The sequence below is a fragment of the Desulfosporosinus sp. genome, from assembly GCF_014237355.1.
GTDB lineage: Bacteria > Bacillota > Desulfitobacteriia > Desulfitobacteriales > Desulfitobacteriaceae > Desulfosporosinus.
The window spans coordinates 238,992-262,404 of record NZ_JABZFS010000038.1 but is presented as its reverse complement, the minus strand read 5'-3'; the positions used below and the strand labels follow the sequence as shown (position 1 = coordinate 262,404).

The window sequence follows — 23,413 nt, the reverse complement described above, 5'->3', positions numbered from 1 at the left end:
GCAGTCACTCAGAAGAGTTACACCACAACGATGCAGAGTGCTGAACAAGATAAAAAGAAACAAGAGAAATCCTCTAAAAAAGACTCAAAAGAAAATGATCAAGGGAAAGAAAAGGAAAATGAACAAAAGGATGCCAAGGGGGAAGAGGGTCAATCCGGGGATAAGCAAAGTAGCCTTCCCCCAGGTGTTCAAAAAGTTACGGAACGAATAAAAACCGAAACAACACGAGATTATCTTGGCGCTGACGGTAAAGTTTTAGGCACAGAGAAAACAGTTAATGAGCAAGTGAAGACTGTTCCACCAGAAATGTTAAAGCAAGAGCAATCTAAAGACGCTTCGCAAGAAGGCGACCAGGGAAAAGAAAAGGAAAAAGAAGAAGGTAAATAGAAAAAAGTTGTAACGGTGTAAAACAGGGGGACAGGTGTATTGTTTTGAAAACACACCTGATCTCCCTGTTTTTCCGTGGTTCTGTAATTAAGCAGAATAGAGGTGGCAGCTGGTTACTTTGATTTGTATATAAGCCTAGGTAGATGTAAAATAAAATAAGTAGATTAAAGAAGAGAAATAATCAGTTATTGGATTTTTATTGAAAGGGAGAACGGTGCATGGAATTTCGCATACATGCCCCATACCAACCTGGCGGGGACCAGCCACAAGCTATCGATGCCTTGGCTGCCGGTCTAAATGAAGGTATGAATCATCAGACGTTGCTGGGGGTCACAGGATCAGGGAAGACCTTTACAATGGCTAATATTATTACGAAGGTGCAAAGACCAACCCTGATATTGGCTCATAACAAAACTCTAGCAGCGCAGCTTTACAGTGAGTTCAAAGAGTACTTTCCGGAGAATGCAGTAGAGTACTTTGTGAGTTACTATGATTATTACCAACCAGAGGCCTATGTGCCTTCAAGCGATACGTTCATCGAAAAAGATGCTTCCATTAATGAGGAGATCGAAAAACTACGTCACTCAGCAACTGCAGCTTTGCTAGAGCGGCGTGATGTAATTGTAGTAGCTAGCGTATCCTGTATTTATGGATTAGGCTCTCCAGAAGAATATCGTGATCTTGTCCTTTCCTTACGTCAGGGACAAGTTATAGATCGTAATGAGATTCTGCGTAAGCTCATTGCCATTCAATACGATCGCAATGATATAGCGTTTACTCGGGGAACGTTTCGAGTGCGTGGAGATATCGTAGAGATTTATCCAGCGTCGTCTAGTGAACAAGTGATTCGAGTCGATTTGTTCGGAGATGAAATTGAGCACATCTATGAGATTAATATGCTGACTGGGGAGATCTTAGGGGAACGGCACCACGTCTCCATATTTCCGAATTCACACTATGTAACGGCCCAAGAAAAGGTTATGAAGGCGGCAGAGGCTATCGAGCTAGAGCTGGAAGAACAATTAAAGATCTTAAATTCGGAAAATAAACTTTTAGAGGCCCAGCGGCTTGAGCAGAGAACTCGCTATGATTTAGAAATGCTTAGAGAAATGGGCTTCTGTAACGGAATTGAAAATTATTCTCGCCACTTGACCTTTCGTGAGCCTGGAGAGACTCCCTACACCCTTCTAGATTATTTCCCGGACGATTTCATTCTTTTTGTTGATGAATCCCATGTATCCCTTCCCCAAGTAAGAGGAATGTATGAAGGTGACCGGTCACGTAAAACCACCCTGGTAAGTTATGGTTTCAGACTCCCTTCTGCTTTAGATAACAGACCACTGACCTTTGCCGAGTTCGAACAAAGGATAAGACAAAGTATTTATGTCAGTGCAACACCAGGGCCTTATGAATTGGCACACTGTCCTAAGGTTGTCGAACAGATTATCCGCCCGACGGGTTTATTAGATCCAGAGGTGATTGTCCGTCCAACAAAAGGCCAGATCGACGATTTAATGGGGGAAATCAGACGGCGGATTGCTAACGATGAACGAGTTCTTGTTACGACCTTAACCAAAAAGATGGCTGAGGACCTAACGGATTATTTTATTAACCTAGACATTAAGGTGAAATATCTTCATTCTGATATTAAGACCTTAGAACGGGTGGAAATCCTTCGAGAACTTCGCTTGGGCGAAATTGATGTTGTGGTGGGGATTAACCTTTTGCGGGAAGGCTTGGACTTACCAGAGGTTTCTCTCGTAGCAATTCTCGACGCGGATAAAGAAGGATTTCTTAGATCAGATCGTTCGCTCATTCAGACCATTGGTCGCGCGGCTCGTAACGCTGAAGGTAAGGTTATCATGTATGGAGATAAAATCACCCGTTCCATGCAGAACGCCCTAGATGAGACGAACCGACGTCGGTCCATCCAGACGGCTTGGAACCTGAAGCAAGGTATTACTCCTCAAACCATTCGCAAAGCCGTTCATGCCGGGCCAGAGGCAACCAAAGTGGCCGAAATGCAAAAGGCTCATGGGACAAAACTGCCTCCCGAAGAGCTGGATCAGCTGATTAAGAACCTGGAAGCTGAAATGCGGCTAGCAGCACGAGATTTAGATTTTGAGCGAGCGGCCGAAATCCGAGATGCCCTGATTGATTTAAAAGGGGAAGAAAATAAGTACAAAATGACCAGTCAACAAGGCAAGAGCAAGAAAAATACTCGATATAACCAAAAAGCCCAAAAGAAACAAGGATCTTCTCGAAAACGATGACCGAAAGGAAGCAATAAATCAAGAAATGAGGCAAACCATGACCCAAGATTACCTTCGCGTGCGTGGAGCACGTGCCCATAATTTAAAAAATATAAATATTGACATTCCCCGTAACAAATTGGTCGTTATCACCGGGTTGTCCGGTTCGGGAAAATCATCCCTTGCCTTCGATACAATTTATGCTGAGGGACAGCGACGTTATGTAGAATCCCTTTCTGCCTATGCGCGGCAGTTCTTAGGGCAGATGGACAAACCGGATGTGGATTCTATTGAAGGTCTTTCCCCGGCTATTTCTATTGACCAAAAGACGACGAACCGCAACCCTCGGTCAACCGTTGGGACGGCAACGGAGGTCTCGGATTACCTACGCTTGTTGTATGCAAGAATCGGTCATCCCCATTGTCCAAAGTGTGGTCGAAAGATCTCTCAGCAAACCGTTCAACAAATGGTTGACCAGCTGATGGCCTTACCCGAACGGACAAGATTGCAAATATTAGCCCCTCTGATTAAAGGGAAGAAAGGGGAACATCAGAAAGTCTTTGAAGACGCCCGTAAATCAGGGTATGTTCGAGTTCGAGTAGATGGAGAGGCCCGAGACCTCAGTGAAGAAATCAAACTGACAAAAAATAAAAAACACTCTATCGAGGTGGTAATCGACCGCATTTCCCTGAAACCAGAAAGTGCTGAACGCTTAGCAGATTCCTTAGAAACTGCCCTTAAATTGGGTGAAGGGAATGTCATAGCAGACCTTGGGGATGGACAAGAGCTGCGTTTTAGCGAAAACTTTGCCTGTCCGGATTGTGGAATAGCGCTTGAGGAAATCTCTCCGCGTCTTTTTTCCTTCAATAGCCCCTATGGAGCCTGCCCAACTTGTACAGGACTAGGGGCAAATCTAACGATCGATATCGACCTGCTCATTCCAGATCGTTCCCTTTCTTTAGAAGCTGGTGCAATAGCACCTTGGGCTAAGTCAACCTCAAGTTATTACCCGAAGATGATGGAGGCTGTGGCCCGAAACCTTGGCTTCGAGATGGATACACCCCTAAGAGAACTCAATGAGAGTCAATGGAAAGAGATACTCTATGGAACAGAGACCCCTATAACCTTTATGTACCAAAATATTTTCGACCAAGAGAAGACTTATCACACCAAGTTTGAGGGACTAGTTCCCTTATTTGAACGCCGCTATCGAGAGTCAACCTCAGATTATGTGCGCTCTGAAATAGAAGGGTATATGAGTGAAAAACCTTGCCCAGAATGCCAGGGAAAACGGCTTAAACCTGAAGCCTTGGCAGTGAAGGTGGGAGGAATCTCCATAGACGATTTTTCTCGTCTTTCTATTACAGAAGCAATTAGTTTTGTGAACGAACTTGTTCTATCCCCCAAAGAAGAAACCATTGCCCACCAGATTCTTAAAGAAATCAAAGAGAGGCTAGGTTTCTTGATGAACGTCGGACTAGACTATCTAACCATGGCACGTGCAGCAGGTACGCTTTCGGGTGGTGAAGCTCAGCGTATTCGCTTGGCGACTCAGATCGGGTCAAGTTTAATGGGCGTCCTATATGTTCTTGATGAACCCAGCATAGGCCTTCACCAACGAGACAATGCTCGACTGTTGGCAACCCTTAAGCACCTGCGCGACCTCGGAAATACCCTGATTGTCGTTGAGCATGACGAGGATACCATGGCAGCCGCTGACCACATTATCGATATAGGTCCTGGAGCAGGAGCCCACGGCGGGCGAGTGGTAGCTGAAGGCCCCATCGAAGAAATAAAAGCCAATAAGGAATCCATGACGGGGCAGTATTTGAGTGGTGCAAAGCAGATCAGATTACCCAAAGAACGACGGCAACCGAATGGAAAGTGGCTCGAAGTGCTAGGTGCGAGAGAGAATAACTTGAAGAACGTGGATGTGCGTATTCCTTTAGGTATGTTTACGTGTGTCACTGGTGTTTCAGGTTCGGGTAAAAGTACCTTGGTTAATGAGATTATCTTTAAGGGATTAGCGTCCAATTTTGGTCGAGCTCGAGTTCGCCCAGGTGCACATGAGGAGTTAAAAGGCTTGGGGCATCTGGAAAAGGTAATTGATATTGATCAGTCTCCCATTGGACGGACTCCCCGTTCAAACCCAGCAACCTATACCGGTGTCTTTGATTTTATCCGCGAACTGTTCTCCATAACTCCAGAAGCTAAGATGCGGGGGTACAAACAAGGCAGGTTTAGCTTTAATGTCAAAGGCGGCCGTTGCGAAGCTTGCCGGGGAGACGGAATTATCAAGATTGAGATGCATTTCCTGCCGGATGTGTATGTCCCTTGTGAAGTCTGTGAGGGAAAACGCTACAATCGTGAAACTCTTGAAGTAAGGTATAAAGGAAAAAATATTTCTCAAGTCCTTGATATGACGGTAGACGAAGCGGTAGATTTCTTCCAAGCTGTCCAGAAGATTGCCCGCAAACTCCAAACACTCCAAGATGTGGGGCTTGGCTATATTCGTCTTGGCCAACCGGCAACTACCTTATCTGGGGGGGAAGCTCAGCGTATCAAGTTGGCCACAGAACTGAGCAGACGCAGCACAGGAAAAACCATTTATATTCTTGATGAACCGACGACAGGGTTACACGCGGCAGATATTGATAAACTTCTTCACGTTCTTCACCGCTTAGTAGATGGGGGAGATACTGTACTCGTTATTGAGCATAATCTCGACGTCATAAAAACTGCAGACTGGCTGGTCGACCTCGGTCCCGAGGGGGGTAATCGGGGTGGAGAGGTGCTGATAGCAGGGAGGCCAGAGGAAGTGGCGGCTTTTCCGGCATCTTATACAGGTCAGTATTTGCAACGATATTTAGGCTAGAGCATGGTGGGCTTAGGCACTCTGGGTGCATGATCTATTTATTTGTCATTTTGAGCACTGCGAAGAATCTGTTCCCCCAGTTTTCGGATAAGATTCTTTACTTTCTTCAGAATTCCCATACGTACCCCCGTCACGATAAAGGAAAGATTATTCTGTCCAATGACATGCAATTTAAGGGGTGATGAAGGTTTTGGCGATTCGTTTAGTAGCCATGGATCTCGACGATACATTACTGAGAAATGATTGGACAATTTCTCCAAGAGTGGTGAAGGCTATTCAAAAGGCCCGGGCACAGGGAGTTAAAGTGACAATTGCAACTGGCCGGATGCCCATTTCCACACGGCCTTACGCAAAACAACTTGAATTAGATGTCCCGGTGATCACCTACCATGGGGCAATGATCCAGCAGGCTATCAGTGGAGATATTATCTTTCGGCGTGTGATTCCCAGCCCTATAGCCTCTGAGATCATTGAAGATGTTTTGGGACGAGGAATTTATTCACAGATTTATCTCAAGGATCGTGTCATAACTCAGACCTGCAATGAATGGTCCGAAGAGTACGCGAGGATCGCCAGTGTTCGTATTGAGGAGGCTAACCTGACACGATTACTTTCTCAAGAACCAGAAGGGGTTGAGAAAATCCTTTGTATCGCTGGAGAGGCCGATCTTGATCAATTAATTCCCATTTTAGGGCATCGTTACGGAAAAAAGGTGCATATTACGAAATCTAAACCTCATTTCCTTGAAATTACCGAAAGCTCTGTCAATAAGGGAGTTGCCTTAGCTGCTTTGGCTGACCGTTTTGGAATCCAACAGCAAGAGGTAATGGCCATCGGAGACAGCTTTAATGATTTAGAAATGATACGATATGCCGGCATTGGAGTAGCTATGGGAAATGCTCGACCAGAGATAAAAGCTCAAGCGGATATTGTCACAGTTACAAATGAGGAAGATGGAGTCGCAGAGGCTATCGAACGTTTTGTGCTAAACATTAATGGTTGAGGTTAGTATAACGTTTTTCTTATAGAAGTCTCATTGATAAGACAAATTGAATTAAAGATCTGAGTTTAATGATTTAAAATAATTGTTCGTGCATCGTGCTCTTTGTGCATAGTGTTACGAAACTTGAGTGGAGGATAACTTTATGAACATCAAAACAGTTCGTCAAACTGCCCGAGAAAAGCTTAAGGGATTTTGCCGTGTTTGCCCCGAGTGTAATGGCAAGGCCTGTGCCGGGGAAGTCCCGGGTATGGGAGGTATGGGGACGGGAGCTTCCTTTAAGAATAATGTTGAGGCTTTAGCAGCTTTTCGCATTAATATGAGAACACTGCATAGTGCCAAACATCCTGATACAAAGCTCAAACTTTTTGGGCAAGAACTGAAAACCCCGATTCTCGGTGCACCAATTACCGGAAATAACTTTAACATGGGTGGAGCTTTAAATGAACATGAATGGGCAGAGGCTATGATCCAGGGCTGCCTTACTTCGGGAACCTTAGGTTCTACGGGTGATGCCCCAGACCCGGCTATGTATAAGGCGGGGGTTGAGGTTGTTTCTAAAGCCCAAGGCCAAGGTATTCCGTTTATGAAGCCACGGCAATTAGATGAAGTTTTTAGTTATCTGCGTCAAGCAGAACAGGCGGGAGTTCTGGCAGTTGGTATGGATGTAGATGCAGCTGGCCTAGTAACGATCCCTGTTAGCCCAAAAAGTAAAGAAGACTTGAAACAGATCATTGATAACACCTCATTACCCTTCATTATTAAAGGAATTATGACGGTGGATGAGGCTGAAATAGCCATTGAAGCAGGTGCTGCTGCAATAGTCGTATCGAACCATGGTGGTAGAGTAATTGATCATACGCCAGGAACAGCAGAGGTTTTACCAGAAATAGCCTCGGCGGTTAATGGTCGCATTCCTGTGATTGTAGATGGTGGAATTCGAACAGGGCTTGATGTTCTAAAAATGCTGGCCCTTGGTGCAGATGCTGTCATGATTGGGAGACCTCTGATCATTGCAGGTTACGGCGGAGGTGCAGAAGGAGTCGCCTTAGTTATAAGGCGAATGACGAATGAACTGAAACAGGCCATGGTTTTGACTGGTTGCTCAACACTGGAGGATATTGATATTGACGTATTGTTTTAACTGTTGCTTAATGGTTTTAGAAGTGGATTTTTAAATTGAGAAGATCAAGTTGGTCAGGGTTTATTAAAATGAAAAGATGCCTGCATTTTGTAGGCATCTTTTTCCTGTCAGTGTATCACTGATCAAGTTTTTTAACGTACCAGACTTTCATGCTGCATAAGCAGCATCATTGAGGGATGGAAAAATAATATTGGGTCAAGATACTTCGCGTCTGAATTTTCCAAAAATTGAATACTAAGCCAGAAAATCCAATCTTTCAAATACTTCGTGCAATTTGGCATAACAATTGCATTGGAGGCCTTAAACCGCTATACTTAAAAGCAAAGGGAGTTGTCGATTTTGCGAGTTCTATTAGTTGCTCTAAATGCAAAATTTGTCCATACGAATTTAGCCCTTCGCTATTTGAGAGAAGGTATAAGTCCCGTCTACCCGGACGTTTTGCTTAGAGAATTTAGCATTAATGATCATCTGGATCGGATTGCCTCGGAAATCTATGAGGCTAAGGCAGATGTCATAGGTTTCTCCTGTTACATTTGGAATCTGAAAGAAATCGTCGCGCTGATTAGGCAGCTCCGGCCAGTTTGTCCCAATGTTCGATTTGTTTTAGGAGGCCCAGAGGTATCCTTTGAGGCGGAGGAGTTTCTTCACGAACATCCAGAGGTAGATGCTCTTGTCGTTGGTGAAGGTGAGACAACGTTTTTAGAACTACTGCAGACTTGGCAAAATGGTAGTGATCTTTCTCACGTCCCGGGCATAGTTTGGAGAAAGGACGGGAAAATACTGGTTAACCCCTCTCCCTTAAAGCCCATGAGTTTAAATGATCTTCCTTTCCCTTATGTTCAAGATGAAGATTTTACAGCACGGATTGTTTATGTTGAAACAACTAGGGGATGTCCGTTTAATTGTCAGTATTGCTTGTCCTCAACCTTTCGAGGGGTTCGTTTCTTAGAGCCGGAGAGATTTCGCAGGATCTTTCGCCAACTACTGAAAAATGGTGCCCGTACCATAAAATTTGTAGACAGAACCTTTAATGCGAATAAGCTTCATGCGCTAAAGATTTTAGACATCGTGCGGGAAGAAAGTCAAATCCAACCAGATGCTCAGCGTATTCGCGTTCATTGCGAAATGGCTGGGGACTTATTTGATGCAGAATGGCTGGATTATTTTCAAAACTATCCCCAGGGACTTATTCAATTAGAAATCGGAGTACAATCTACGCACCAGCCCACACTCAAGATTGTATCCCGTCTTCAATATTTTGAAGAGTGGAAAAAGTTCGTACCGGAACTTCAGTCGTTTGGAATACCGCTTCACCTAGACCTGATCGCAGGGTTACCCGAGGAAAACTGGATAGACTTTCGAACCTCCTTTAATGATGTATACGGGGTAAATCCGGATATGCTTCAGCTGGGATTCCTAAAAGTTCTCAAAGGATCTGGCTTACGTTTGCAGAGGCTAAGTTATGGTCTGTTGTTCACCCCTGATCCACCCTATACAATTCTAGAGACTAAGGTCCTTTCACATAGCGAAATACTCAAATTACATCGCATGGAAGACGTGCTTGATAAATACTATAATTCTGGGAAGTTTTCGACTGCTCTACGTGAAGTCCTTAAACTCTTTCCCACTCCCTTTGATTTTTACTGCGAATTTGCTGAGTTTTGGCAAGAAAAGGGTTGGTTCCAACGCCAATGGCAGGGAAAGGCCCTCTTTGATAAACTCTGGGAGTTCCTCCAGAAGATCTATGCCTCCGAAACGAAGGAGGGGCTAGATGTCGCCCTGAAGAACAGAATCAGCGATGCTCTCCGGTTTGATTATTATAGGTGGGAGCGTCCTCATAGTATCCCTGACTATCTCCAGCCTGAGTATGGCTTGGAGTGGGAAGAGAAGGCAGATCAGTGGAAAACCATGCAGGAAACCATCCGTAAAAGTGCTTATTGGGAGACGGTCATTCCCGGGGTCAAGGGAATGGACCGACGGCAATGGGTTCGCAACACAGCCGTAACTTGTTTTACCTCAGATTTATTTCAAGTTGAAGAATCCAATCAGCCCTGTTGGTATCTTTTCCTCTACCAACCAGGGAACGTAAAAGCCTACCGATATGAAGGATCATGAATGGAGCGCAGTAAAATGACTATGCACATCGCTTGGCGGCTAACAAGCAGTCTAATACATGGGTCGACAATGTCCGCAAGATGGGCTAATGCCTTCGTGGGCGCTGGACGAGTTTTCTTAATAATAGCTACCCTAACCCTTGTCACTGGGTGTTCATCAGCTCCTCAGACAGGAGAACCGGGTGGACCAGCACCTGCAGTCGTCGACGTCTGGCATTCCTTACAAGGAGCAGAGGAGGATGCTTTAGAGATACAGGCACAGATGATTGCCGAGAAACATCCGGAGGTGATTGTCAAGCTCAATTATGTACCTGAAAAAACCTTTGCAAGTTTTTCCTACCAATCTGAAGCGGGAGGGGAAGGGCCGGAGATTTTCATTGCTTCAAGGGAGATTATCCATCAGCTCTATGGGCAAGGGGCATTGGCGCCCGTAGTATATAAGGATCAGGAGGCATTTCCTGCAGCATTGGCAGCCTTTCGATTTGGAGAGATCAGTTATGCTCTCCCTTGGTTGACCGATATTCCTTTGCTTTATTTCAGAACAGATATAGCTGAGGCTCCTCTCGATTTAGCAGGCCTGTTTACAGCAAAAGGGGTTTCCATCGTCTCTCCTGATACTGCCACACTCTCAGCATGGTGGAATGGGCAGGGTGGGCGAATTATAAATACTGGAAAGGTAAGTTTTAATGATCCGAATAATGTTGTATTCCTTCAACAACTCCTGACTTGGCGGAATGCACAAGCAATTCGTATTGACCCTGCAGCAATAACCTCCTTCGCTAAAGGGGAAACACCCTATATCATAACGGGAGCTAGCGCAGCTAAACACCTAACTCAACAGAACGTTCCTTGGGGAAGCATGCCTCTTTCGGACTTGTTGGGAGGACAAGGACAATCCTTGATTGGCAGGACCTTAGGGATTGCTAATTCAGCGATTAAAACCACTCCGGATATGAGGGACGCAATTCAAACCGTTGAGAAGGCCCTGCTTACCCCAGAAGTTGAGGGAGCATTACTGGAGGCTGGTCGTCTTCTTCCGGCTAATATAAGTTACTATGGGCGTCCAGAGGCTCAGAAAGGAGTCTTTCCTCAGGCAAAAACTGCCCTTTCTAAGGCGTGGACTTTAGAAGGGAATGCCCAAGAGTGGAAGCTCATTTCGATACAAGATTCCGCGTGGAATAGCGTACTAGCAGAGAACACCGCTCCCGAGGACGCACTAAACAATGCTCAAGTTCAAGCTGAAAAAGCCATATTGGTCAAGGGTCAGCCATAATATAATAAGAGGAGGTGAAAGAATGAATAAACAAGGATTAGAGCTCATTGTTATTACAGGCTTATCGGGGGCAGGAAGAACCCAGGCCATGCAAAGTCTGGAAGATCAAGGGTTTTTCTGTGTCGATAATTTACCGCCTACCTTTTTAGTTAAATTTGCTGAACTCTGTGCCCAATCCAGAGGGAAGGTCTCTAAGGCGGCTATTGTTTGTGATTTGCGCGGCGGAGAATTTTTTTCCTCCTTAAGTGAAGCTTTAAGCAATTTGGAGACAGAAGGGTTTCGTCTGGAAGTGCTCTTTCTCGATGCTTCGGATGAAACCTTAATACGCCGTTATAAGGAATCTCGGCGCAGACATCCCCTTTCACCCCATGGACGAGTCTTAGACGGAATTCAGGCCGAACGCCAGCAGTTGGCGGAGCTAAGATCTCGAGCGGACAGTATTATAGATACCTCTAACCTTAGTTCCCAACAACTTCGCAGCCAAGTAGCGGGGCTTTTTTGCAAAGCTCAGGGATTGGGCCAAATGGCAGTCTCCGTAATATCGTTCGGCTTTAAATATGGAATTCCTATGGATGCCGATTTGATTATGGATGTGAGATTTCTTCCCAATCCATTTTACGTAGAAGCATTACGGCCTCTTACAGGAGAGCATGACTTAGTTCGTGACTATGTCTTTGGAAACCAAATGGCCCAAGATTTTATGGAAAAATATTTGGATTTACTAGAATACATTCTTCCTAATTATATCAAAGAAGGTAAAACTCACTTAGTCATTGGGATCGGTTGTACAGGCGGACAACATCGTTCTGTTGCCATTGCAGAAAGAGTCGGAAGTTTTTTAAAGGAACGTGATTATGCCATTAGTGTTAAACACCGGGACGCCTCAAAAAACCAAAACCGTGGATTAGCGCGATGAATCCCAAAAAGTACGAAGTGATTTTTAGATATTTAAAATGGCTTTATCCGGATATAAAAGTAAAACGTTGGTTTTTGCTCGCAGTTTTAGGAATCTTTCTCTTCGCAACGGGTTTTTCCGTCATGAACGATGGAGTAGCAATCGGTTACGCGGAGTTAAAGTTTCGTGAGGTTATTTACAGATTGACGGGCAGTACCCGGCATATCACCGTTCCAGCAGGTGCAATCATTAGTGCCTTAGGGGTTTTTGCAATTATCATCGGTTTTAAGCGTATGCTTTATTCGATTATATCTTCAGTGCTCCCCGAAAACGAAGTGAGAATTGTGGATAGGATTTATTCCAGGCATCACTTACGGAGAGGGCCGAAGATTGTAGTGGTTGGCGGTGGGACCGGGCTTTCTGCGCTTCTTCGGGGTCTTAAGCAATACACCTGTAATCTAACGGCTATAGTTACAGTTTCCGATGATGGGGGAAGTTCGGGAAAATTACGAAGTGAGTTAGGCATACAACCACCAGGAGATGTGCGCAATTGTCTAGTCGCTTTGGCTGAGACAGATGAAATCATGGACACTCTCTTCTCTTATCGCTTTGAAGGCGGAGCCCTCAAGGGGCATAGTTTGGGAAATTTGTTTTTGGCAGGCTTAACCGATACCTTTGGGGATTTTCAAAAAGGAATCGAACAAGTCAGCAAAGTTTTTGCTCTTCGTGGAAAGGTATTTCCTACTACCTTGGATCAGGTCGTACTAATGGCGGATTTAGAGGATGGCACCCGTGTCGTTGGGGAGACCTCCATCCGGGCCACGGAGGGTAAGATTGATCGAGTCTATCTGGATCCCAGTGATTGTACTCCTTTGCCAGGCGCTATACAGGCAATTGAAGAGGCAGACCTTATCGTTCTAGGACCGGGAAGCCTCTACACCAGTGTTTTGCCTAATCTATTGGTTACAGGGCTCAGGGAAAAAATTCGAGAAGTAACCGCCCCTGTCGTCTATGTATGTAATGTAATGACAGAAAAAGGAGAAACGGACGGCTATAAAGTATCTGATCATCTCCAAGCGATTCTGGACCACTGCGGTACAGGTTTTGTAGATGCAGTACTTGCTTCCCGTGGAGAAATCACAGAGACGCTTTTGAAACGCTATAGCCAAGAAGAAGCTGTTCCAGTTATTGCGGATCCTAAAGTGGTACAGCATTTAGGTGCAAAATACTATGAAGCAAATTTAGTTCAAGAGAGGAACGTTGTACGCCACGATTCGGATCGATTGGCCAAAGAACTAATTCGGTTGCTCTTTCGTTTAAAACCTATAGGGGAGCGGATTGCACTAGTCGATGCTTATTTGCTCACTCGTAAGCTCCGTCAGGATTTATAGTATTGTTAGAAAGTGCACCGTCACTCCATGAACTTTGTAGGAATGACCGAAGGATCCAGATCCTTCGCTATCGCTCAGGATGACGACTTAGGTTAATCTGCTTTACTGCTTGCTTGCGTATTCGAACTACGAGTCACGAACCACGAACCACGAAAAGGGGGCCGGAGAATTGTCCTTCAGTGCTGTTACAAAGGAAGAGCTTGCCCGCTTAAGTGGGCAGAAATCTTGTTGTGATTTAGCGGAATTGGCAGCTTTAGTCCGCATGGATGGAACCCTTCAAATCAGTGCAAATCAACAGTATACCTTGAATGTGACCACGGAAAGTGCACCAGTGGCACGAAAAATATATCGCTTAGCTAAGGATGTGTTAAAGCGTCAGGTAGATATTGTGGTTCGACGCAAGCTGAGACTGCGTAAAAACAACTCCTATTTGGTTAGAATTCATCCCCGGGGAATAGAAGATTTACAGAATGTTGGATTGCTTGATAATAAGGGCCAAATTTATCTAGGGATTGCTCCAAATCTTATTAAAAAGCGCTGCGATCAAAAGGCTTATTTGAGAGGAGCTTTTCTAGCAGGGGGCTCGATTAACAATCCTGAAGGCACTTATCATCTTGAAATTGTTAGTAATGATGAGCAGCATGCCAAAGCATTATGTCAACTGATCAATCGTTTTAAACTTGGGGCCAAAGTGAGTATGCGAAAGAATTGGTATGTAGTATATCTCAAAGAGAGTGAACACATTGTAGATTTCCTTGGCTTCATCGGGGCACATCATGCTCTATTAGAATTTGAAAATGTACGTGTTTTAAAAGATGTACGAAATCAAGTGAATCGCCTAGTTAATTGCGAGACTGCTAATCTGGATAAAATTGTTGATGCTGCTGTACGTCAGTTAGAGAACATCCAAATAATTGCGGATACTATTGGGCTTCAATCTCTGCCGCCAACACTCCGTGAAATAGCTGAACTGAGGTTAGAGTATTCCGAAGCTAGTTTAAAGGAACTTGGAGAAATGCTAAGACCTAAAGTCGGCAAGTCGGGTGTCAATCACCGAATGAGAAAAATTGATGAGATGGCTGAGCGAATCAGAAACCAAAAGGCAACCTAAAGTAACTCCCTTCAATGCATCTGACGATTGGATAAAACGAGGCAGGGAGTTTGGATTTGATAAAAAGCCAAGGAAGGATCGTATGAAATTGAAGATATAGGGGGGGAGTATGGTGCGGTTAGGTTACGGTCTGAGTCTCGAACAAACCCAAAAACTCATTATGACCCCAGAATTACGCCAAGCAATTACGATTTTACAGTTGTCCGCACTTGACCTTTCCACGTATGTCGAGGAACAGCTTCTAGAGAATCCTCTGTTGGAAAATCTAGAAGAAAGTACGGATATTAAAGGGGAGGCAGAGACCCCTGCAGTTGAGGAGGGCCCTCCTGAGGACAAATGGGAAGTGGACTGGCAGGATTATTTCCATGATCAGGATGATAACAGGGTTCGTCAAGAACGAGTGGTTATGGAAGATAAACAGCGATTTGATCCTTTCATTACAGCAGCACCAACGCTCCTGGAGCATTTGGTCGAACAACTTCATGTTCAAAAACTTACTGCTTCTTTAGAAATAGCTGAGTATATCGTCGGGAATTTGAATGATAAGGGATATTTGACATTATCGTCGGAAGATATTGCTCGGGAAATGAATGTCCCCCTTGCAAAGGTGGAGGAAGCGCTGGCTGCCGTTCAGAAATTAGACCCATTAGGTGTAGGGGCTCGGAATTTAGAGGAATGCTTATCCTTGCAATTACCACTCTTATCAAACTATCCTCCTGAATTACCTGTGTTTTTAAAACATCTTGAAGACTTAGCGGCAGGACGCTTGCAACGAATCGCCCAAGCCCTGAAAATCTCCTTAAGTCGGGTTCAGGAGCTGGCAGACTTAGTACGAAAGCTTGACCCTAAACCCGGTCTTCGCTTTTCTGGTCCCGGGGAAGTGCGTTATATAGTTCCAGATGTAGTAATTGAAGAAATCGAAGGGGAATTTATTATCCTCGTTAATGATATTACGGTCCCTCGCCTAGGGGTTAATAAGGCATACCGTGACGCTCTGAATCAGGATGAGGGAACAGACACTCGCAAATTTGTTGAACAGAAGCTAAATGCTGCTGCCTGGCTTATTCGCAGCATTGAGCAACGACGCCTGACTCTATATAAAGTCGCTAATGCTATTGTAAAGTGGCAAACAGAATTTCTTCGCAATGGAATTCGATACCTGAGACCCCTCACCTTAAAAGATATCGCAGAGGAAATTGGAGTCCATGAGTCCACGGTCAGTCGTGCAACTGCCCATAAGTACGTCCAAACTCCGCGAGGTATTTTTGAGTTTAAATTTTTCTTTGCCAATAGTATGGGTCGCGGAAATCAAAATGACTCAGGCGTTACCACGGATGTCATTAAACTAGTCCTACGCGACCTAATTGCTTCAGAGAATCCCAAAAGCCCTTATTCTGATCAAAAATTAGCGGATCTACTAAAGGCAAGGGATATGGAGATTTCCAGGCGGACAGTGGCTAAATATCGTGATGAGTTAGGTATTGCGTCTACGTCTGTTAGGAAGAGGTATTAGATTGTCTTGAGCGGAGAAGTCGCGAAACACTCGGTCAGCCGTTACGGTCGTGGGCCAAACTAGGGCTCCAGCGCTTGGATGAGAGCGGGCGGGGTGCCCGCCAGATGCGACGTCCGACGGCCATGGATGGCCTAGTGTCGCTGGAGCCAAGGACGGCGGGAAGCGACCGTGTCGCACTGGCGGCTGAGTACATCCCTGTACTCAGCCCCGCTTTGGGTGGGAAGCGCTGGAGCCAAGTTTGGCGAGCCACTCTCGTAGAGGCTTCGCTCCGTGTTTCGCGACTTCTCTGAAGTCGCGGGGAGGCTGTGAAACGGATCGGTGACAACGATTTGGGTGGCAAGGCGGTGTGCTTGCTTAGACAAAAAGAGGAGCCACTGGAAGGACTTGTTCTTCCAGTGGCTCCTTGTTTTTCACGTTCCCATAGTCCTAATCAGAGTATTGATCGGAACCATTAGATCTTATTAAAAAATGCAAAATAGACCTGCCCATCCTTATATGCAAGGGTAATCATTACCGAAGCAACTAACTGATTGGCATCCCCTGTCCAGTCACCATACTCCCAAACATTATCGAGGAGTTTAGAAGTCTTATCTCGATAGAATATAGTACTAAATTGAGTATTGTCTGATTGCAGGAGAAGATCTGTCCCCATGTTCGTGGCAAGGACTTCACCGTTGGAATCAACTAGTGTTACAACAATAGCTGCTAAATCCGATGCATTTTTTCCATCGATAAGTTTAAAATCAACACTTTCCCCTTCTAGTGGCGTGGGGTACATTGAGGAAAAATGGGTCAGGGTCACATGATCGTATCCCTCCATGAAAAGTTCTACTAGTATATCGAATATATCAGTAAGGACTTTCTCTGGAATCGCTGCTGTTCCACCAAATGCTATGACCTCGGAATAAGGCAATATCGATTGTTTCGTCAACTCTCGAGTTACTTGAGGTAATTCCTGTCCCGTAAGGATAATGGGGGATTGTGTTTGAGCAGCGAATGGAACTCCAGCCAGCGCGTCAACAAAGGTTTCGCCATTGGCATAGTAAATATGCTCATAATTAAGTGTCTGAGCAAACCCCTTAAGCACTTCTACATTTGTATCATATTTGGTAAGACCAGCATAACGATGCACCGTACCAGGAAGCTCCAATTCAATAGTTTCTCCAACAACAGCGGTTCCTCCGATGATATACGTGTCCGTAATTCCCTGGATTGAACTTAGGAAATTTACCACTGATTCCGGTAGTTTGCCCTTCGTTGTCGCTAAAATCGGCATGCCTTGTGCACCAGCGATGGCGCCTACAGACAAGGCATCCGCTGGAGTGGACCAACCAGAAGCAATAACCACCTTTGAAAGATCTGCTCCTAATTCGGCCATTTCCTTGGCAATGTTTACGGAGGTCTCATACTGATCCCAGCCGCCTAAAGGAACAACCTTCTCCACACTAGGCATTGCTTCTATGACTTTCAAGACTTCTGGCTTAATTACGGCGCTGCCGCTCGTGACATAAACAGTATGAGGCTCAAGGCGTTCAATTTCTGCCTTAGTTAAGGAGTTCAGGGTTGTACTTCCATCCGTTAATAAAATCGGGGCGTTTAATTGAGCTGCTAAGGGGCCAGCAGCTAGGGCATCAACTAAGTTCCTATTCATTCCTGCAGATAGTACCACAGCCTCTGAATTGATTGTCCATCCTTGGCGTGCGATAAGGGCAGCTGTTTCATATTTGTCATATCCTCCGAGACGATCAAACGGTTGAGTATCCGTCCCCATAACACTCATTTGGCCCATTGCAGTCAAGGGATTAATCAAGCTCATTAATATAAATGAGGTACCTAAAAACACAGAAAGCGCTTTGGTTAGCCTTTTTTTCACTACATTAACTCCTTTAGATTGTTTTTTAATAACTTGTACGGACTTTAGTTTAACAGTGTTGAGTGTTAGAATCATTAGTAAATTAATGGGAGAAACCTTTTGTTTTTCCAAAAGAATAATCTCAAAGGCGGGGATCGATTCAAAGGAATAGTGCGGTAATCCGCAGAATATCAAATAGTACAAGTTTCCGGGTTTTCGTCCGACGTTTAAAAGCTGCTAGAGTGTGACGGAATGGAAAGATAAGGGGGAGAAGAATGAGTCCGGGGGAGAAAACTATCGCTAATAAATACGTTTTAGCAATAGATCAGGGTACTACCAGTTGCCGGGCAATTTTATTTAACCAAGAAAGTGAAGTTATAGGGGTGGCGCAAAAGGAGTTTGCTCAAATTTACCCTAAGCCCGGATGGGTAGAGCATGATGCAGAGGAAATATGGAGTATACAATATGGGGTTATGGCTGAGCTGCTGGCAAGAACGAATGTATCCCCAGAGAAAATAGCATGTATTGGAATTACTAATCAACGAGAGACCACCGTGGTATGGGATAGGTTTACAGGGAAACCTATTTACCCAGCCATTGTTTGGCAATGTCGTCGGACGACGGAAATAGTTGAAGGTTTAAAAGCAAAAGGGTGGGAAGCAAAAATCCGCTCAATAACAGGCTTAGTTCTGGATGCCTACTTTTCGGGAACAAAAGTTCAATGGATTCTCGATGAGGTGGAGGGAGCTCGCGACAAAGCGGAGCGTGGAGAGTTATTATTTGGAACCATCGACACGTGGTTAGTTTGGAAATTGACTCAGGGGAAAGTACACGTAACGGATTATTCTAACGCTTCACGAACATTGATGTTTAACATACATACCTTAGAATGGTCGGAAGAAATTCTCGAGGAGTTAAAAATCCCTAAAAACATGTTGCCTGAAGTAAAACCTTCAAGCTGGATATATGGTCAAACAGAAATCGGTTTATTTGGCAAACATTCAATTCCTATCTCAGGAATAGCGGGGGATCAGCAAGCAGCATTATTTGGTCAGATGTGCTTTGAACCCGGCATGGCCAAAAACACTTATGGAACCGGCTGTTTTATGCTAATGAACACCGGAGAACGGGCAGTACCGTCTAAAAATGGGTTACTTACTACGATTGCCTGGGGTCTTGACGGTAAAATAAACTATGCATTAGAGGGAAGCGTGTTTATCGCGGGTGCAGCTATTCAATGGCTGAGGGATGGACTCAAACTGATTAATTCTGCGCAGGACTCAGAGGTTTTAGCTGGCACAGTCGAGGATACAGAGGGGGTCTACGTTGTTCCGGCCTTTACCGGACTAGGAGCTCCCTACTGGAATATGCGTGCTAGAGGTGCAATTTTTGGCTTAACGCGGGGAACCACACAAGCACACCTGATTCGGGCGACTCTGGAAGCAATGGCTTATCAGACAAAGGATGTCCTTGGAGCAATGGAAAATGATGCTGAGATTACTCTCCAGACATTACGTGTGGACGGGGCCGTAGCAAATAATTTACTGATGCAATTCCAGGCGGATCTTTTAGGAGTTAGCGTGGAGCGTCCTAAAGTCGTTGAGACAACGGCGCTGGGGGCTGCTTATTTGGCCGGCTTAGCTGTGGGCTTTTGGAAGAATCAAGGGGAAATTTGTTCAAGTTGGAGAATAGATCGTTGTTTTACACCTGAAATGCCAGAGTTGCGGAGGATAAAACTTTATCGGGGTTGGCTTAAGGCTGTTGACCGAAGCAAAGATTGGGAGGACTAGCCAAGGAGTTCGTGAACAAATAGTCTTGCTAGCAGGAAACTAGATTTAAATAGAGAAGTACTACAATTGACTAATTACGGCAGGAAAGAGTAAGAAGTTTATTTTCAGGCATACTAATGGATATTTATCCTAAACCAGAGGGGTATCAAGGAGCGGAGATTCAAATGGGTAAAACCATCCTCGATAAGAATAGGGATAGGGTCTTTAGTTGACGACCCCCCGAACCCATGGGACAAGTGAAAGGGGATTTTTTTGAATGAATAAAAAGAGCGTAAAGGATGCAGAGGTACGTGGAAAACGTGTCCTTGTCCGTGTGGATTTTAATGTGCCATTAAATGAGCAAGGGCAAATTACCAATGATAAACGTATCCAAGCATCCTTGCCTACTATATTGTATTTAATAAGAGAAGGTGCACGGGTTATTCTTGCTTCTCACCTTGGGCGTCCCAAGGGAAAAGTCAATCAAACGTATTCCTTAGCACCCGTTGCCAAGCATCTAAGCGGGCAATTAGCCCAAGAGGTAGCCTTTGCCAAGGACTGTGTGGGAGATTCAGCAATGGAAGCTGTCAGCAAGCTGCAAAATGGGCAAGTTCTCTTGTTAGAAAATGTTCGTTTCCATGCCGAAGAAGAGAAAAATGATCCGGCATTTGCACAACAATTAGCTGGGTTGGCAGAGCTCTTTGTCAATGATGCCTTTGGAACTGCCCATCGTGCCCATGCTTCAACTGAAGGGGTTACGCACTATATTCCTGCTGTTTGTGGGTTGTTAATGGAAAAGGAAGTTGAGTTCATGGGCAATGCTCTGGAACGACCAGAACGTCCTTTTGTTGCTATTATCGGTGGTGCCAAGGTAAGTGATAAGATAGGTGTTATAGAAAATCTTTTAGAAAAGGTCGACGCCTTAATCATAGGTGGAGGGATGGCCAATACCTTCCTTAAAGCTCAAGGGTTTAATGTTGGGAAATCCCTTCTTGAAGAGGAAAAAGTGGAGTTGGCCAAGCAACTGATTGATAAAGCCAAAACAAAAGGGGTTGAATTAGAACTGCCAATTGATGTTGTGGCAGCATTGGCATTCGAAGCGGATGCTTCTCATCGTACGGTGAATGTATCTGAGATTAGAGATGATGAAATGGCCCTAGATATTGGGGCTAACAGTGCCGAGAAATTCAAGGCTCGTGTATCGACTGCTCGTACCGTGATCTGGAATGGTCCGATGGGCGTCTTCGAAATGGAAGCCTTCGCTAAGGGAACTGAACAGGTTGCACAAGCAGTAGCTGCTTGCGAGGGGATCACAATTGTTGGTGGAGGGGATTCGGTGGCAGCTGTGGAGAAGATGAATGTGGCAGATCGCATGACTCATATTTCCACCGGGGGGGGAGCTTCCCTTGAATTTCTGGAAGGGAAAGTGCTGCCGGGTGTTACGGCATTAAGCGAGAAGGAGGTATAAAATAAGTGGCTAATCGACGACGGGTAATCGCCGGCAACTGGAAGATGTTTAAGACTGTTAGTGAAGCAGAGAACTATGCAGTAAAATTCTTAGATGAAGTTAAGGATGTTACTGATCTTGATATTGTCCTTTGTGCTCCCTTTACAGCCCTATATGCTCTTAAAAATGAACTTGAAGAAAGTATAGTCCACTTAGGAGCCCAAAACATGGCCTGGGCAGATCAAGGTGCTTATACGGGAGAAATCTCGGCTCAGATGCTGCTTGATGTGGCTTGTACCTATGTCATACTCGGTCACTCCGAGCGACGGGAGATGTTCGGAGAGACGGATGAGGAAATTGCCAAGAAGGTACAGCAAGCTTTGGCAGTCGGATTAACACCCATTGTATGCTGTGGAGAAAATCTGAGTCTTCGCGAAGAAGGGAAAGCTGTCGAGAGGGTCCAAGGGCAAGTGTCTCGTGCCCTTTCCGGCTTAGCCACGGAAGATTTAAGTCGGGTTATAATTGCTTATGAACCCATTTGGGCGATTGGCACGGGAAAAACTGCCTCTAGTAAAGACGCTCAAGAAATGTGTGCCGCGATTCGTACTACTCTCACTAAACGTATGGGGCGGGCTGCTGAGCAAGTACCCATACTCTATGGTGGAAGTGTCAAGGCTGAAAATATTGCCGAGCTGATGACTGAGCCCGATGTTGACGGCGCTTTAGTCGGTGGAGCAAGTCTTGATCCCCTTGGTTTTGCCAAACTTATCAAAAACGCAGGTCCCCTCGTGGCTCGCGTAGAAGGGATATAGTCATGCAGGCTGCAAAACCACTTTTTCTAATAATTCTCGATGGATGGGGTTGTCGAGACAATGCCGAAGGAAATGCTATTGCTCAAGCAAATATTCCAAACTTTAAACGTCTAGAAAAAGAATACCCTTATACTACCCTTCAACCATCTGGAGAGGCAGTAGGACTGCCGAGTGGACAAATGGGTAATTCAGAAGTAGGTCATCTGAACATAGGGGCAGGGCGAGTGGTCTATCAGGAGTTGACTCGTATCTTTAAGGCGATTCAGGATGGTACGATATTTGAGAATTCCGTTCTGATCGAAGCTATGGATCATGCCCGACTACATAACAAGGGACTTCATCTTATGGGCTTACTCTCGGACGGAGGAGTTCATTCACATATCGATCATTTATTTGCCCTGCTAGAGATGGCAAAAAAACAAGGCGTACAAAACGTCTATATCCACGTTATTCTCGATGGACGCGACGTCTTACCTCAAAGTGCCAAAGATTACATTGTCCAACTCGAAGAAAAGATTCAAGAACTGGGCGTGGGAAAAATCGCCTCAGTAAGCGGCCGTTACTATGTAATGGATCGAGATGAACGTTGGGAACGCTTAGAAAAAGGTTATCGGGCCATAGTCTACGGAGAAGGAAAGCATGCGGCAGGTGCTTTATCTGCGGTGGAGTTTTCTTATGACACCCGGGTGACCGATGAATTCGTACTACCTACCGTGATTGATGATCAAGATGGAAAACCAGTGGGGCTAGTGCAAGAGGGAGATAGTGTCCTATTTTACAACTTCCGTTCAGATCGCGCACGTGAAATCACTCGCGCCTTTGTAGACGAAGAATTCCCGGGATTCCAACGACCTAATCGCCCTAAGGTCCACTTTGTTTGTATGACTCAGTATGATGAAACGATTCCTGCACCTGTAGCCTTTCCTCAACAAAACTTAGATAACACCTTGGGAGAAGTGCTTTCCGATCACGGGTTAAAACAGTTAAGAATTGCAGAGACAGAAAAATACGCTCATGTAACCTTCTTCTTTAACGGAGGGCTTGAAGAACCGTATCCAAGCGAAGAACGGATCCTTATCCCTTCGCCAAAAGTAGCTACTTATAATCTACAGCCTGAGATGAGCGCAATGGAAATAACTCAAACAGTCCTCGAACAGCTTCGAGAATCGGACTATGATGTTATCATCCTGAACTTTGCTAACCCAGATATGGTGGGACATACAGGGGTTTTTGATGCAACGGTCAAGGCAGTAGAGACTGTAGACCAATGTTTGGGCCATATTTATGAAGAAATTCAGAAAATGAACGCTACCCTCATTGTGACAGCAGATCACGGGAATGCCGAAGAAAAGGTGGATCCTAAGACGTTATTTCCTATAACTGCTCATTCTTGCAACTGTGTGCCGTTCATATTAGTCGATGATAAACTCAAAGGACATGAGTTGCGGAGTGATGGAGCGTTATGCGATGTAGCTCCTACTATCCTAAAGTTACTTCAGATTCCCGTTCCGAAGGAAATGACCGGGAAATCATTGCTTGAGTCATAGTCAACCTAGCTATAATTCAGGATTAGTTCTT

General features: G+C 45.0%; 17 protein-coding genes. 16 read left to right on the top strand and 1 reads right to left on the bottom strand.

The features are described 5' to 3' along the window. Positions 1 to 30: 30 nt before the first annotated feature. From HGJ98_RS08310 to HGJ98_RS08255, 12 genes are all read left to right on the top strand, one after another. Positions 31 to 387, top strand: a complete 357-nt coding sequence (locus HGJ98_RS08310) for a hypothetical protein (protein ID WP_291350585.1) — start codon at positions 31 to 33, stop codon at positions 385 to 387. Between the two features lie 218 nt (positions 388 to 605). Further along, entirely contained in the window at positions 606 to 2,660 is a 2,055-nt protein-coding gene (gene uvrB / locus HGJ98_RS08305) for an excinuclease ABC subunit UvrB (RefSeq protein ID WP_291350584.1), read from the top strand. A gap of 37 nt (positions 2,661 to 2,697) precedes the next feature. Further along, positions 2,698 to 5,514, top strand: a complete 2,817-nt coding sequence (gene uvrA / locus HGJ98_RS08300; RefSeq protein WP_291350583.1) for an excinuclease ABC subunit UvrA — start codon at positions 2,698 to 2,700, stop codon at positions 5,512 to 5,514. Positions 5,515 to 5,704: 190 nt separating this feature from the next. Continuing rightward, positions 5,705 to 6,517, top strand: a complete 813-nt coding sequence (locus HGJ98_RS08295) for a Cof-type HAD-IIB family hydrolase (protein ID WP_291350598.1) — start codon at positions 5,705 to 5,707, stop codon at positions 6,515 to 6,517. Positions 6,518 to 6,659: 142 nt separating this feature from the next. Beyond that, positions 6,660 to 7,658, top strand: coding sequence for an alpha-hydroxy-acid oxidizing protein (locus HGJ98_RS08290; RefSeq protein ID WP_291350582.1), 999 nt, complete (start codon positions 6,660 to 6,662; stop codon positions 7,656 to 7,658). Between the two features lie 339 nt (positions 7,659 to 7,997). Beyond that, positions 7,998 to 9,773 carry a B12-binding domain-containing radical SAM protein gene (locus HGJ98_RS08285; protein ID WP_291350581.1) on the top strand — a complete coding sequence of 592 codons (1,776 nt, stop codon included), beginning with the start codon at positions 7,998 to 8,000 and terminating at the stop codon, positions 9,771 to 9,773. After that, positions 9,774 to 11,045, top strand: coding sequence for an extracellular solute-binding protein (locus HGJ98_RS08280; RefSeq protein ID WP_291350580.1), 1,272 nt, complete (start codon positions 9,774 to 9,776; stop codon positions 11,043 to 11,045). It begins immediately after the preceding gene. 22 nt (positions 11,046 to 11,067) lie between these two features. Further along, positions 11,068 to 11,961: an RNase adapter RapZ gene (gene rapZ / locus HGJ98_RS08275; protein WP_291350579.1), complete on the top strand. Its 894-nt coding sequence runs from the start codon at positions 11,068 to 11,070 to the stop codon at positions 11,959 to 11,961. Continuing rightward, positions 11,958 to 13,331: a gluconeogenesis factor YvcK family protein gene (gene yvcK / locus HGJ98_RS08270; protein ID WP_291350578.1), complete on the top strand. Its 1,374-nt coding sequence runs from the start codon at positions 11,958 to 11,960 to the stop codon at positions 13,329 to 13,331. The genes rapZ and yvcK overlap by 4 nt, the downstream gene beginning before the upstream one ends. A gap of 169 nt (positions 13,332 to 13,500) precedes the next feature. After that, positions 13,501 to 14,442 carry a DNA-binding protein WhiA gene (gene whiA / locus HGJ98_RS08265; protein ID WP_291350577.1) on the top strand — a complete coding sequence of 314 codons (942 nt, stop codon included), beginning with the start codon at positions 13,501 to 13,503 and terminating at the stop codon, positions 14,440 to 14,442. Between the two features lie 112 nt (positions 14,443 to 14,554). Continuing rightward, positions 14,555 to 15,955, top strand: coding sequence for an RNA polymerase factor sigma-54 (rpoN, locus tag HGJ98_RS08260; RefSeq protein WP_291350576.1), 1,401 nt, complete (start codon positions 14,555 to 14,557; stop codon positions 15,953 to 15,955). 305 nt (positions 15,956 to 16,260) lie between these two features. Then, the gene (locus HGJ98_RS08255) at positions 16,261 to 16,410 is read left to right on the top strand and encodes a hypothetical protein (protein WP_291350575.1); all 150 of its coding nucleotides are present in this window, start codon (positions 16,261 to 16,263) and stop codon (positions 16,408 to 16,410) included. On the opposite strand, the gene HGJ98_RS08250 is transcribed toward HGJ98_RS08255, so the two are convergent. After that, positions 16,407 to 17,828, bottom strand: coding sequence for a cell wall-binding repeat-containing protein (locus HGJ98_RS08250; protein ID WP_291350574.1), 1,422 nt, complete (start codon positions 17,826 to 17,828; stop codon positions 16,407 to 16,409). The genes HGJ98_RS08255 and HGJ98_RS08250 overlap by 4 nt on opposite strands. 254 nt (positions 17,829 to 18,082) lie before the next feature. Between HGJ98_RS08250 and glpK the strand changes: the two genes are divergently transcribed. The 4 genes from glpK to gpmI all read left to right on the top strand — a co-directional run bounded on the left by glpK (position 18,083) and on the right by gpmI (position 23,382). Then, entirely contained in the window at positions 18,083 to 19,597 is a 1,515-nt protein-coding gene (glpK, locus tag HGJ98_RS08245; protein WP_291350573.1) for a glycerol kinase GlpK, read from the top strand. A gap of 256 nt (positions 19,598 to 19,853) precedes the next feature. Beyond that, positions 19,854 to 21,044, top strand: coding sequence for a phosphoglycerate kinase (gene pgk, locus HGJ98_RS08240; protein WP_291350572.1), 1,191 nt, complete (start codon positions 19,854 to 19,856; stop codon positions 21,042 to 21,044). Between the two features lie 5 nt (positions 21,045 to 21,049). After that, positions 21,050 to 21,835, top strand: coding sequence for a triose-phosphate isomerase (gene tpiA, locus HGJ98_RS08235; RefSeq protein ID WP_291350571.1), 786 nt, complete (start codon positions 21,050 to 21,052; stop codon positions 21,833 to 21,835). 2 nt (positions 21,836 to 21,837) lie between these two features. After that, positions 21,838 to 23,382, top strand: a complete 1,545-nt coding sequence (gene gpmI, locus HGJ98_RS08230; RefSeq protein ID WP_291350570.1) for a 2,3-bisphosphoglycerate-independent phosphoglycerate mutase — start codon at positions 21,838 to 21,840, stop codon at positions 23,380 to 23,382. Positions 23,383 to 23,413: the final 31 nt, after the last annotated feature.

Bases quoted from the DNA above. Each gene is read 5' to 3' on its own strand.
- HGJ98_RS08310 (WP_291350585.1), top strand. From the start codon at position 31: ATGCAGAGTGCTGAACAAGATAAAAAGAAACAAGAGAAATCCTCTAAA.
- uvrB (WP_291350584.1), top strand. From the start codon at position 606: ATGGAATTTCGCATACATGCCCCATACCAACCTGGCGGGGACCAGCCA.
- uvrA (WP_291350583.1), top strand. From the start codon at position 2,698: ATGACCCAAGATTACCTTCGCGTGCGTGGAGCACGTGCCCATAATTTA.
- HGJ98_RS08290 (WP_291350582.1), top strand. From the start codon at position 6,660: ATGAACATCAAAACAGTTCGTCAAACTGCCCGAGAAAAGCTTAAGGGA.
- HGJ98_RS08280 (WP_291350580.1), top strand. From the start codon at position 9,774: ATGGAGCGCAGTAAAATGACTATGCACATCGCTTGGCGGCTAACAAGC.
- rapZ (WP_291350579.1), top strand. From the start codon at position 11,068: ATGAATAAACAAGGATTAGAGCTCATTGTTATTACAGGCTTATCGGGG.
- yvcK (WP_291350578.1), top strand. From the start codon at position 11,958: ATGAATCCCAAAAAGTACGAAGTGATTTTTAGATATTTAAAATGGCTT.
- glpK (WP_291350573.1), top strand. From the start codon at position 18,083: ATGAGTCCGGGGGAGAAAACTATCGCTAATAAATACGTTTTAGCAATA.
- pgk (WP_291350572.1), top strand. From the start codon at position 19,854: ATGAATAAAAAGAGCGTAAAGGATGCAGAGGTACGTGGAAAACGTGTC.
- gpmI (WP_291350570.1), top strand. From the start codon at position 21,838: ATGCAGGCTGCAAAACCACTTTTTCTAATAATTCTCGATGGATGGGGT.